The sequence below is a fragment of the Vibrio sp. TMPB1044 genome (genome assembly GCF_030442075.1).
Taxonomy (GTDB): Bacteria; Pseudomonadota; Gammaproteobacteria; order Enterobacterales; family Vibrionaceae; genus Vibrio; species Vibrio satsumensis.
Window position 1 is genome coordinate 59024 of sequence record NZ_JAUJED010000078.1, and the last position, 12501, is coordinate 71524.

A 12501-nucleotide genomic window follows, 5' to 3' on the forward strand; every position below is an offset into this window, starting at 1 on the left:
CTTCTAATTCTTGCAGGATGAGCGAAGAATATGTTTAAAAAACTTCGTGGCATGTTTTCAAACGACCTATCGATTGATTTAGGTACAGCCAATACCCTTATTTATGTAAAAGGCCAAGGCATTGTTCTTGATGAGCCTTCAGTTGTAGCTATTCGCCAAGATCGTGCGGGTTCTGCAAAGAGTGTCGCTGCTGTTGGTCACGCTGCTAAGCAAATGCTTGGTCGTACGCCTGGTAATATCTCAGCGATCCGTCCAATGAAAGACGGTGTAATCGCCGACTTTTACGTAACGGAAAAAATGCTTCAGCACTTCATTAAACAAGTGCATGACAACAGTGTGCTTAAACCAAGCCCTCGCGTTTTGGTTTGTGTTCCTTGTGGTTCTACGCAAGTAGAGCGTCGTGCTATCCGTGAATCAGCACTAGGTGCTGGTGCTCGTGAAGTTTATCTAATCGATGAACCAATGGCTGCAGCGATTGGTGCTGGCCTACGTGTCTCTGAACCAACAGGTTCAATGGTTGTTGATATCGGTGGTGGTACTACTGAAGTTGCGGTTATCTCGCTAAATGGTGTGGTTTACTCGTCTTCTGTTCGTATCGGCGGTGACCGTTTTGATGAAGCGATCATCAACTACGTTCGTCGTAACTACGGCAGCTTGATCGGTGAAGCGACAGCAGAGAAGATCAAACACGAAATCGGTTCAGCTTACCCTGGCGATGAAGTAGAAGAGATCGAAGTGCGTGGTCGTAACCTTGCTGAAGGTGTACCTCGTAGCTTTAGCCTAAACTCAAATGAAATCCTTGAAGCACTTCAAGAGCCTCTATCTGGCATCGTATCTGCAGTAATGGTTGCGCTAGAACAGTGTCCACCAGAGCTAGCTTCTGATATCTCAGAAAATGGTATGGTACTAACAGGTGGTGGTGCACTGCTTAAAGACCTTGATCGTCTGCTAACAGAAGAAACAGGTATCCCTGTTGTTGTTGCAGAAGAGCCATTAACGTGTGTTGCTCTAGGTGGTGGTAAAGCTCTAGAGATGATCGACATGCACGGCGGCGATCTGTTCAGCGAAGAATAATATCTAGTGTTAGGCTCTTTTTTTACCTAGTTTTATGTAAAGAGCCTAGGACCTTGTCTATAGGATCAAATGTAGCTCTAGGACCAAATATAGAATGAAGCCAATTTTTGGTAGAGGTCCCTCTCTACAATTGCGCCTGTTTTTTGCTGTAATTTTATCAGCCAGCCTTATGCTGGCTGATAGTCGTTTAGATGCTTTCTCAAATGTTCGCTATCTATTAAACAGCATGGTTGCCCCAATTCAATATGCAGCTAACCTTCCTCGTACGATGTTTGATGGTGTATACGACCGTTTTAGCACTCGTAAAGGTCTGATCGAATCAAATCATAATATTAAACGAGAAGTCTTGCGACTGAAGAGCGAGCTGATTCTGCTTGAGCAATATCAAGAAGAAAACAAGCGCCTTCGTAAGCTGTTAGGATCTCCGTTTATCCGTGATGAGAAGAAAGTCGTTACAGAAGTTATGGCGGTAGATACTTCACCATATCGTCATCAAGTCGTGATCGACAAAGGTCAGATTGATGGAGTGTATGAAGGTCAGCCGGTGATCAACGAGAAAGGTATTGTTGGCCAAGTGACTTTTGTTGCTGCTCATAATAGCCGAGTCTTGCTGCTAACGGATGCAAACAATGCGATTCCCGTCCAGGTTATCCGTAATGACATCCGTGTGATTGCTTCTGGCAATGGCATGATTGATGAAATCCAGCTAGAGCACATTCCAACCAGTACCGATATACAGGAAGAAGATCTGTTGGTGACATCGGGTCTTGGTGGAGTCTATCCAGAAGGTTATCCAGTCGCCTATGTTACTGCCGTTGATTACGATCCAAAACGAGAGTTCGCCGTTATCAAAGCAGAGCCTGTGGTTGAGTTCGATAAGCTCAGATACTTGTTGCTTGTATGGCCTGATGAAAATAAACAGATGCAAGCGGATCAATCCAGCATAGAACAAGCATTGTTAGAGGGTGAAGATGGCCAATAGTGTTTTGAGAAGCAAGGTCGTAATTGGCTGCTCATTTTTAGTAGCACTTATTCTGCAAACGATCCCTTGGCCTGGTAGCTTAGATCTATTTAGACCATCTTGGTTGCTGCTGGTTACGTGTTACTGGGTTTTGGCTCTGCCGCATCGTGTTAACGTAGGTAGTGCTTTGATTCTAGGCTTATTGTGGGACCTTTTGATCGGTTCTACTCTAGGCATTCGAGGTATGATGATGGCGATAGTGATGTACATTATTGCGATGAACTTCCTCGTTATTCGTAACATGGCGCTATGGCAGCAAGCGATGATCATTGCTGCGTTAACGGTGTTGTTTGAGGTATTGATCTTCTTCGGTGAATATTTGATCCAAGATGTCGTTTTCAACCCATTATCGCTATGGAGCGCATTGATAAACTGTATACTTTGGCCTTGGATGTTTTTATTAATGAGACGCGTGCGTCGTCATTGGCATGTGAGGTAGCGTGACGATGGAAAAGAAACATTTAGTTTTGGCATCCGGTTCACCACGCCGCAAAGAATTACTATCGCAACTCGGTTATGAGTTCTCTGTCCTTGTAACCGATGTTGAAGAGTGTAAACACGCTCAAGAAACCGCCGAAGAATATGTTAAGCGACTATCTTTAGATAAAGCCTTAGCTGCATTGTCTTTATTAAAAGATAACCCTTCTGAAAGGCAGCATGTCGTTCCTAGTTCTGATACTGTAGATAATGGCTCTGATATAGTCGTTCTTGGTTCCGACACAGTCGTCGTTAGCCAAGGGCAAGTGCTTGAGAAGCCGACCGATCTTGCTGACTCTAAGCGTATGCTTACTCAGTTAGCGAATGAACGTCACCAAGTGATGACGGCGGTTTCTGTGGTTTCAGAAGAAAAACAAAGAACAGAAATCATTATTACCGACGTATGGTTTAAACCCCTCAGTGAAAAAGAAATAGAACAATACTGGCAAACAGGGGAGCCATGCGACAAAGCCGGTAGCTATGGGATCCAAGGTTTGGGCGGACGCTTCGTTACCCGAATCGAAGGTAGTTATTATGCCGTTGTCGGCTTACCTTTATTTGAAACGGATCAGCTACTGCAAGAATTCTTATAATTACTAATCTGAGGTGCACCATGAGTGCTGAATTGTTGCTGAACGTGACCCCGAGTGAAACTCGTGTGGCCATGATTGAGGGGGGGGCTCTTCAAGAGATCCATGTCGAACGAGATGCTCGACGCGGTATCGTAGGAAATATCTATAAAGGACGTGTAAGCCGTGTTCTTCCGGGAATGCAGGCGGCTTTTGTGGATATAGGCCTTGAGAAAGCAGCTTTTTTACACGCCTCTGATATTGTTCCACACACTGAATGTGTTGCTGAAAATGAAAAGAAGCAGTTTCAAGTTCGTGACATTTCAGAACTTGTTCGCCAAGGGCAAGACATTGTGGTGCAAGTGGTCAAAGACCCTCTTGGTACTAAAGGTGCCCGCTTAACGACTGATATCACTCTACCGTCTCGTTATCTGGTATTTATGCCGGGCGCAAGTCATGTTGGTGTATCTCAACGTATCGACAGCGAGTCTGAACGCAACCGTCTTAAAAAAGTTGTGTCTCGTTACTGTGACGAACACGGTGGCTTCATCATCCGTACCGCAGCAGAAGGTGCAGACTCAAATGAGTTGGCACAAGATGCCGCCTTCTTAAAGCGACTGTGGCTAAAAGTATTAGAGCGTCGTGGTAAGCACAAAGCGCGTACTCGCTTGTATGGTGAGCTTTGCTTAAGTCAACGTATCTTGCGTGATTTTGTCGGTACTGAGCTGAGCAAGATTCAGGTCGATTCTCGCCTAGAATATGAAAACCTAAAAGAGTTTACCTCTGAATACGTGCCAGAGCTAACAGACAAGCTTGAGCTGTATGAAGGTGATAAGCCTATCTTTGATATGTACGATACCGAGAACGAAATTCAGCGTTCATTGGATCGTAAAGTTGAATTAAAGTCTGGTGGGTATCTGATTATCGACCAAACTGAAGCGATGACCACGGTTGATATCAACACTGGCGCGTTTGTTGGTCGCCGTAATTTAGAAGAGACGATTTTCAACACCAACGTAGAAGCAACTCAGGCGATTGCTCGCCAGCTGCGTTTGCGTAACTTAGGTGGCATTATCATTATCGACTTTATTGATATGTTGTCTGAGGAACATCGTAAGCGAGTACTAACTTCTTTAGAGGCTGCGCTCGACAAAGACCGTGTGAAAACCAATATTAATGGCTTCACGCAGCTTGGTTTGGTTGAGATGACTCGTAAACGTACTCGTGAAAGTATCGAGCATATCCTGTGTTCTAGCTGTCCTGCTTGTGAAGGTCGCGGCAGTGTGAAGACAGTTGAAACCGTTTGTTATGAAATTCTTCGGGAGATCACGCGAGTGAATCGTGCGTACGACGCCGATAAATTTGTGGTCTATGCGGCAGCTGCCGTGGCTGAGGCGTTAGAGGGCGATGAATCTCATGCGCTTGCTGAGCTTGAAGTGTTTATTGGTAAGCAAGTTAAAATCCAGGCTGAGCCTCTGTACATACAAGAGCAGTTTGATGTTGTTATGATGTAATGGAAATTTTGTGAGCTCAAGCGTTACTCTGATTCTACGTGCATGTTTATGGTTAGTGGTTACTTTCTTAGTAACGCTAGCCATTGCCGTAACTACACTGCGTGTAGCCTTACCCAATTTAAATAAGTATCAATCTGAAATTGAGCTTTGGGTAAACCAACATTCCGGTTTTGATTTTTCGATTCAAGACGTGGGCGGTTTTTGGCGTAACACTCACCCCTCTATTGCTCTGCAAGGCGTTAAAGCCAGCCTTCCTAATGCAGAAGATGTGACCTTTTCTGTCGAGCGTGTTGAAGTCGAGTTTGACTTGATTCAATCGGTCGTACAGATGCGTCCGGTTGTGGCCGATTTGGTCATGAATAAAATGTATCTTGATATCCGCTCTATTGATCTGTTTGCCGGACAAAATGGCAAAGACGAACCTAAAGATCCCGGTTCTTCCAAGCGAGTGATACAAGAGCTCGATAATTTACTGCTGAAAACTTTGGTGGATGTGACCGCTAAAGATTCCTCTCTTTTGTATCGCACTATCTCTGATGAAGAACGTCAGCTTGATATCGAAACTCTTAAATGGCAAAACTCTGGTAAGCATCATCTTGCGGAAGGCGTGGTAAGTATCAAAGATGCCAATCTAAACTCATTGTCAGTGAGCGCTAACTTTGTTGATGGCGGCTCGCTAACGGATATGACGGGCGAGTTTTATGTCAGTGCGGACAGGATTTCAGTAAAGCCTTGGTTAACTCGTTATATGCAGGCGGAATCCGGTATTGAGACGGGCACTGTGAGCTTGAATAGCTGGCTAACACTGCGTAATAGCAAACCTGTGAGCGCTTATGTTGAAGTTCTGCCTTCGGAATTGACTTGGAACGAAGATGGCAAGCATGACCTGATGCTTGAGTCAGGTATCTTTAAGTTGTCTCCTATTGATGATGGTTGGCAAGTAAATGGCCACTCACTAAACCTTAGAACAGACGATACACCTTGGCCTGAACTCGACATTGCGTTCAAGTGGAACCAAGGTCCCTGGGAGCTCAATGTCTCTGAATTAAACATTGAGACAATTACGCCGTTGATCAAGCTGCTGCCTGACTCTGAACAATCAACCAAAATGATCAACGTATTGGCGCCGGGTGGTTCTGTCTCTGATATTCGCGTATCTATGGGGGCAGACATTGAGAGCCTGCGTTACTCTGCCAGTTTTTCTGAGCTGGCGATTGAGCAGTGGGAGTTAGTCCCCGGCTTTAGTCAAGTATCAGGTAGTGTGTTTGGTTCTGCTTCGGAAGCGAAAGCCAGCCTTCACGTTATTGACGATGTGTTTCCTTATGGCGATGTTTTTCAAGCGCCTCTGAATATCAAACAGGGTCAGGTTGATATTGTTTGGCAACAAGATGAGAGTGGCTGGAAACTGTGGTCGGATAAAATCACGGCAGCAACGCCAGATTTACAAGTACTAGGCGCATTCCGTTTGGACTTCCCAAAGGATGCGAGCCCATTCTTATCTTTCTACGGTGAAGCGGACGCTTACAATGTCGGTGAAACATGGCGTTATTTACCTACGCTGGCTCTTGGGCAAGATCTGACAGACTACCTTTCTACTGCGATTCAAGCGGGTAAAGCGGATACCGTAAAACTGTTGTGGCATGGTGATTTATCTCAATATCCATACACCAACCATGATGGTATTTTCCAAGTTTGGGTCGGATTAGAAGACGCTAAATTCAGTTTCGACACCGCGTGGCCACTGATTACTGACCTTCAGCTTGATCTGTTATTTGAAAATGATGCAATGCATCTAGATTCTCGCTCAGCACAGCTGATGGATGTGACAGCCGACCGGATCACTGGACGTATTCCTTATCTAGGGGAAGGCGGCCATATTGAGATTGAAGCGAAGGCAACGGCGTCTGGCAATGCGGTGCGTGATTATATGACGGCTTCGCCACTGGTTGACTCAGTGGGCGCAGCGTTAACCGCACTTCAAGTGAGTGGTGATGTCTCTTCCGAGTTCCAGCTCAATATCCCGTTTGATTCTGAAAAAGAAGCAAGAGCATGGGGTTATGCTGACCTTAGTGGCAACCATGTTGAGATTGAAGCGCCGCCAATGGTGCTTGAAAACACCACGGGCCGTATCGAGTTTGATAATGATGTAGTGACGGCAAATGGCCTCGCCGCTGATTTACTTAAGCAAGGTATATCACTCGACTTTAAAGGTCAGAATGATGGCCCTGGCTATGCTGTTGATATCGATGTGTTAGGTGATTGGGATGTTAAGCCTCTAGAACCTTACATTGGTGAGCAGTGGTTAAGTCGCTTGTCAGGCCATGCGCAATGGCAGAGCCAGATTGATATCCAACTTAATGATATCGGATTTACTTACCAACTTGATTTACAGTCTGATCTTAAATATCTGGCGAGCGATTACCCGTATCCACTGGCGAAAAAATCACTAGAAAGTGGGGCAGCAAGGCTACAAGCATCGGGCAATCAAGAAGCGATTACCGCGCGTCTGCAATTGCCGAACACTAAGTACCAAGCTGAGATTGATATTACAGGTGACGTTCCTGAGTTAACGGCGACTAATTTAGTTCTGGGCCGTGGTGGCTACAAAATTAGTCCTGTTGTAGGTCATCATGCGTTGATTCGTACTGACAAATTCAATGCTGATGATTGGTTATCGGTTGTAATGGAACCAGTGCAGCCATCTAATGCTGTGCTTAGCCAAATGAACACGCCAACCATTCCAGCACCAAGCCGTATTACCTTTGAGAGCAAAGAGCTGATCTTGGGGGGGATATCTTGGAATGATGTCGATTTTAGCGCCCGCAAGAACAAGCAAGCGTGGCAAATGGAAGTCTCTAGCCAAGAGCTCGAAGGGGATATTAATTACCTGCCACCTTACGATTTGACCGTTTCACTGGATCGTCTACATCTGTTCGTTCCTGAGTGGAGCGACAAGAAAAATCAAGAACAACTGCTGCAACGTAAAGCACAAGAAGCGCCATTGATCTCTGAGTTAGATAGGAAGATCCACGATGTGATGCCGAACCTGAAGCTGACCCTGAACGATTTTTGGCTGCAAGGCTATAAGGTTGGCAAGGTCGATGTTGAAATGACTAGGAACGCAGATCGTATTGAGTGGAACAAGATTCAGGTTCGAAGCGGTGGTAACAAAGCAGATGTTAGCGGCTGGTGGGAATTGCAAGGTGACAAGAGTCATTCATCGCTAGCCGTTGACGTTGAGGGTGAAAACAACAGTGAGTTAATGGAGCGCTTCGGCATTACTTCTGGGATTCAAAAAGCGCCATTCGCGCTAGAAGGTCAACTGAACTGGGATGGTTCGCCTTGGGGGATCAAAATGGACACCCTTGATGGCAACGTTAAAACCAAGTTTGGTAAAGGTATTATCTCGGATGTGAGCGGTGCGGCTCGCTTGCTTGGTCTGTTTAGCCTAGATTCGATCATCCGTAAGATGCAGCTCGATTTCTCAGATGTGTTTGATAAAGGCATGGCATTCAACAGCATCACAGGAACGGGTGAGATTCAAAATGGTATCTTCCTGACTAACGACCTCAATATGGATGCGGTGGCTGGTGAAATGAAGATCAAAGGTATCGCTAACCTCAACACACGACAGGTTGATGCTGAGGTGAACTTTACCCCAGATATTACCTCAGGTATTCCAGTATTAACGGCCTTTGCGGTAACTCCTCAAACGGCGCTGTACGTATTGGCGGTAACCACGGTTATTTCACCGGTTGTTGAGGTATTTACTCAGGTTAACTATTCGGTGAAAGGCCCTCTGGATTCACCAACTGTGAGTGAGCTTTCTCGTAGCTCTGGTGAATTCCAGCTTCCAGAGAAACTCCGAAAATTGGCTGAATAGTTGTTAGACACTAGTGGGTTAATATACAACTAAAATTAAAATTCTGAATCATAATAAATGGAGAAGCGGTACACATGGATTGTGTTGGATTGATTCAAATGACTTCAGGCCCTGATCCTGAAAGCAATCTCGATTATCTCGCTCAAGAGATAGTTAAGTGCAAAGAGCTAGGCGCTAAGTGGGTCGTTTGCCCTGAAAACGCATTAGTTTTTGGCAGTAAAGCTGACTATCACCACTATGCTGAGCCTTTAAATGATGGACCTTTGCAAAAGAAAATTTCTGAGCTAGCAAAGCTTCACCGAATTTGGATCGTTATTGGTAGTATGCCGATAAGCACAGCTAAAGGTGTGACTACCACAACCTTGGTGATTGATGATTTTGGTGGTTTAGTCGCTCATTACGATAAGCTGCATATGTTTGATGTGGATGTCGCCGATGCGCATAAGTGTTATCGAGAGTCGGATATTTTCACACCAGGTGACCGAGTTGTGACAACGGAAACGCCTTTTGGTCGCTTAGGTTTGAGTATTTGTTATGATGTGCGCTTTCCTCACTTGTATTCAGAGTTACGTAAGCAAGGTGCACAAATCATGGTTGTACCTGCAGCGTTCACCGCTGTAACCGGTCAAGCGCACTGGGAAGCACTGTTAAGATGCCGCGCCATTGAAACACAATCGTGGATTGTCGCGGTGGGGCAAGGTGGTAAGCACCCTTGCCAAAGAGAGACATGGGGACACTCTATGGTGGTTGATCCCTGGGGACGAGTAGTCGCACAGTTAGACCAAGATCCTAAAAGTATGGTGGTTGAGATAGACATATCCAGTTGCGAGTCAATTAGGCAAAATATGCCAATCACGCAACACTCTCGATTCACCAATCAATTTTAATTACAAACAAGAGCCATCTATGAGCATTAATCAAATTGAAGAAGCGCTACTGAACCCGACAGGGCTTACGGAGCAAAATATCGCAGATACATTGGCGAGCATTGCTACCCGCCAAATTGATTATGCTGATATCTACTTTCAGTCAAGCTGGCACGAATCTTTGGTGCTAGAAGACAGCATTATTAAAGACGGCTCTTTCAATATCGATTGCGGTGTTGGCGTTCGTGCCGTATCTGGCGAAAAGACCGGTTTTGCTTACTCTGACCAAATTCAATTGGATGGTCTTAAGCAGAGCGCAATTGCGGCTCGCGGTATCGCTAAACAAGGTCAAAACGGCAAGGTTCAAGCGTTCAAACGCAACTCTAATCAAGCTTACTATGATGCAGTCAACCCGCTAGCGAGCTGGGAAAAACAGCAGAAAACAGAATTACTCAAATCATTAGATGCTTACATTCGCACTAAAGAACCTATGGTGACTGAAGTATCGGTGAGCCTAAGTGGTGTGCATGAGCAGATGTTGGTTGCTGCGACTGATGGGACTTACGCTGGTGACATTCGCCCGCTGGTTCGTCTATCAATCAGCGTACTTGCGCAGAAAGGCGATCGTCGTGAGCGTGGTAGCGCTGGTGGTGGTGGCCGTTTTGGTTATGACTTCTTCTTAAGTGATGACAAAGGCACTCAAGTAGCTTATCAGTTTGCGGATGAAGCGATTCGCCAAGCATTAGTTAACCTTGAAGCGGTGGCTGCGCCTGCTGGTGCAATGCCTGTGGTTCTTGGTTCTGGCTGGCCGGGCGTTTTGCTGCATGAAGCGGTAGGCCATGGTTTAGAAGGCGATTTCAACCGTAAAGAGTCGTCAGTATTCTCTGGCAAAGTTGGTGAACAAGTAACTTCAAGCCTATGTACGATTGTCGATGACGGCACATTAACGGATCTACGCGGTTCATTGAACGTCGATGATGAAGGTGTTAACGGTCAGTACAATACGCTAATCGAAAACGGAATCTTAAAGGGTTACATGCAAGATAAGTTGAACGCTCGTCTAATGGGTGTAGCACCGACAGGTAATGGTCGTCGTGAGTCATACGCGCACCTTCCAATGCCACGTATGACGAATACATACATGCTACCGGGCGAACACTCGCCGGAAGAGATCATCGCGACGGTTGAGAAAGGTATCTACGCACCGAACTTCGGTGGCGGCCAGGTTGATATTACTTCAGGTAAGTTTGTATTTTCAGCTTCTGAAGCGTACATGATTGAAAACGGTAAGATCACTCACCCAGTGAAGGGCGCAACGCTAATAGGTTCTGGTATCGAGGCAATGCAGCAAGTGTCTATGGTGGGTAACGATCTAAGCATCGACCGCGGTGTTGGTGTATGTGGTAAGGCTGGTCAAAGCGTACCTGTAGGTGTTGGTCAGCCAACATTGAAACTAGACTCTCTAACGGTTGGTGGTACTGAGTAAAGCAGACTAGCCTCTGAAAAATCACTATAAAGATAAATTGAAAAGCGCCTCTATTATGAGGCGCTTTTTGTTTTTGGGTGAATGATGAGTAAGAGCAAAAAAGCGATTACATGTTCTCTTCCGCGAACTCAGCCAGTCGGCTACGCACCACACCATTGAGGTGGATGTTAGCGCTGCCTTCGAAGTTTTTAAAACGCTCGACCATGTAGGTGAGCCCCGAGGTCACAGGGGTTAGATAGGAAGAATCTATCTGCGCTAGGTTCCCTGAGCAGACGATCTTAGTACCTTCACCACAACGGGTGATAATGGTTTTGATTTGTGAAGCGGTCAGGTTTTGACACTCATCCAAAAGCACAAACGCATTCTGAATTGAACGGCCACGCATAAAGTTAATCGATTTGAACTGGATGTTGGCTTTGTCACAGATGTATTTCATCGAGCCTTCTGTGCAGTGATCATTCTTGTGCAGCGCTTCGAGTGTATCGGTCACCGCTGCCAACCAAGGCAACATCTTCTCTTCCTCTGTACCCGGAAGGAAACCAATGGATTCACCGATGTCCGGTGTGTTTCGGGTTACGATGATCTTATCGAATTGTTTACGCTCAATGGTTTGCTCAAGCGCTGCGGCCATCGCGAGCAGTGTTTTACCACTACCCGCTGCGCCGGTGAGAATAACAAGATCAATATCAGGGTCGAGCAGTGCGTCTATCGCCATGCCTTGATAGACGTTCTTTGGTGTGATGTCCCATGCCCTGCGATTCATCAGTCTTTCGCGGCTGAGGTCTCTCAGGGTAATGCTTTGCGGCTCAATTTCTTCGACTCGAGCCGCAAAGTCACTCTCCTCGTCAATCACATATTGATTGAGGAAAGTGGGCTCGAACGGCGCTCTTGCTAAGGTGTGCAGCGTCTTTCCGCCTAAACTTCTGCTCTCGACATTATCGATACAATCCCAAAATGCGCCTTCCAGTTGTTGGAAGCCTTTGGTTAGATATTGGATATCATCAATCAGTTGGTCGGTTTGATAGTCCTCAACAAAACGGACACCGGCTCCTTTGGCTCGCAAACGCATGTTGATGTCTTTGGTAATAAGAACCACTTCGCGCGGCGCGCGTTTATTTTGAAGATAGAGGACGGCGTTGAGGATTCGGTTATCGCCTGCCTTGTCATCGGCGAAGGCTTTGATGCTTTCTTGAAGTTCGTAATCAGCGAGTATTGAAATACTGCCAGATGCGTTTATGTCTTTAGAAAAAGGGATGCCTTCCGATATTTGATCTGGTGTGGCTTCCCTGAACAGGTCTTCGAGCGTTCGAATCGCAATTCTCGCATCTCGAGCAACGTCTCTTTTACTGTCTTTAATTCTGTCGAGTTCTTCTAGCACTGTCATGGGGATAACGACATCGTGCTCTTGGAAAGAAAATATAGCGAAGGGTTCGTGAAGTAGGATATTGGTGTCTAAAACAAATAGCTTCCGGTTGGTCTCGCCCATAGCATCTCCTTGCCGTAGTACGGCTTGCTTTGCATCGATTGAACGTAGATAAAGCTCATATAAAGATTAGTATCTGATTCTGGTGATAGTCAACTACTCACCTAAACTTCATCTAGAGGAACAGC

9 protein-coding genes are annotated in these 12501 nt (G+C 45.8%); 8 read left to right on the forward strand and 1 reads right to left on the reverse strand.

Annotated features, from left to right (window positions below):
• Nucleotides 1-30: 30 nt before the first annotated feature.
• The 8 genes from QQ041_RS22605 to tldD all read left to right on the forward strand — a co-directional run bounded on the left by QQ041_RS22605 (nucleotide 31) and on the right by tldD (nucleotide 10890).
• The gene (locus QQ041_RS22605) at nucleotides 31-1074 is read left to right on the forward strand and encodes a rod shape-determining protein (protein WP_017062957.1); all 1044 of its coding nucleotides are present in this window, start codon (nucleotides 31-33) and stop codon (nucleotides 1072-1074) included.
• A 94-nt stretch (nucleotides 1075-1168) separates the two neighbouring features.
• Nucleotides 1169-2056 (forward strand): rod shape-determining protein MreC, encoded by an 888-nt coding sequence (mreC, locus tag QQ041_RS22610; protein WP_004735927.1) that lies wholly within the window; start codon nucleotides 1169-1171, stop codon nucleotides 2054-2056.
• On the forward strand, nucleotides 2046-2534 hold the full coding sequence (gene mreD / locus QQ041_RS22615) for a rod shape-determining protein MreD (protein ID WP_004735926.1): 489 nt from the start codon (nucleotides 2046-2048) through the stop codon (nucleotides 2532-2534). Before mreC ends, mreD begins: the two co-directional genes overlap by 11 nt.
• A 7-nt stretch (nucleotides 2535-2541) precedes the next feature.
• Complete coding sequence (locus QQ041_RS22620) at nucleotides 2542-3165, forward strand: nucleoside triphosphate pyrophosphatase (protein ID WP_285955120.1); 624 nt, start codon at nucleotides 2542-2544, stop codon at nucleotides 3163-3165.
• Between the two features lie 20 nt (nucleotides 3166-3185).
• Complete coding sequence (rng, locus tag QQ041_RS22625) at nucleotides 3186-4655, forward strand: ribonuclease G (protein WP_017061363.1); 1470 nt, start codon at nucleotides 3186-3188, stop codon at nucleotides 4653-4655.
• 10 nt (nucleotides 4656-4665) lie between these two features.
• On the forward strand, nucleotides 4666-8538 hold the full coding sequence (locus tag QQ041_RS22630) for a YhdP family protein (RefSeq protein ID WP_285955121.1): 3873 nt from the start codon (nucleotides 4666-4668) through the stop codon (nucleotides 8536-8538).
• A gap of 74 nt (nucleotides 8539-8612) precedes the next feature.
• A complete protein-coding gene (locus QQ041_RS22635) occupies nucleotides 8613-9425 on the forward strand; it encodes a carbon-nitrogen hydrolase family protein (RefSeq protein ID WP_146490473.1) in 813 nt (270 codons plus the stop codon).
• A gap of 19 nt (nucleotides 9426-9444) precedes the next feature.
• Nucleotides 9445-10890: a metalloprotease TldD gene (gene tldD / locus QQ041_RS22640; protein ID WP_285955122.1), complete on the forward strand. Its 1446-nt coding sequence runs from the start codon at nucleotides 9445-9447 to the stop codon at nucleotides 10888-10890.
• 106 nt (nucleotides 10891-10996) lie between these two features.
• Here tldD and QQ041_RS22645 read toward each other — a convergent pair whose 3' ends face one another.
• Nucleotides 10997-12376, reverse strand: a complete 1380-nt coding sequence (locus tag QQ041_RS22645) for a PhoH family protein (RefSeq protein WP_285955123.1) — start codon at nucleotides 12374-12376, stop codon at nucleotides 10997-10999.
• Nucleotides 12377-12501: the final 125 nt, after the last annotated feature.

Coding starts and splice junctions, on each gene's coding strand:
- QQ041_RS22605 (WP_017062957.1), top strand. CDS start 31: ATGTTTAAAAAACTTCGTGGCATGTTTTCAAACGACCTATCGATTGAT.
- mreC (WP_004735927.1), top strand. CDS start 1,169: ATGAAGCCAATTTTTGGTAGAGGTCCCTCTCTACAATTGCGCCTGTTT.
- mreD (WP_004735926.1), top strand. CDS start 2,046: ATGGCCAATAGTGTTTTGAGAAGCAAGGTCGTAATTGGCTGCTCATTT.
- QQ041_RS22620 (WP_285955120.1), top strand. CDS start 2,542: ATGGAAAAGAAACATTTAGTTTTGGCATCCGGTTCACCACGCCGCAAA.
- rng (WP_017061363.1), top strand. CDS start 3,186: ATGAGTGCTGAATTGTTGCTGAACGTGACCCCGAGTGAAACTCGTGTG.
- QQ041_RS22635 (WP_146490473.1), top strand. CDS start 8,613: ATGGATTGTGTTGGATTGATTCAAATGACTTCAGGCCCTGATCCTGAA.
- tldD (WP_285955122.1), top strand. CDS start 9,445: ATGAGCATTAATCAAATTGAAGAAGCGCTACTGAACCCGACAGGGCTT.
- QQ041_RS22645 (WP_285955123.1), bottom strand. CDS start 12,376: ATGGGCGAGACCAACCGGAAGCTATTTGTTTTAGACACCAATATCCTA.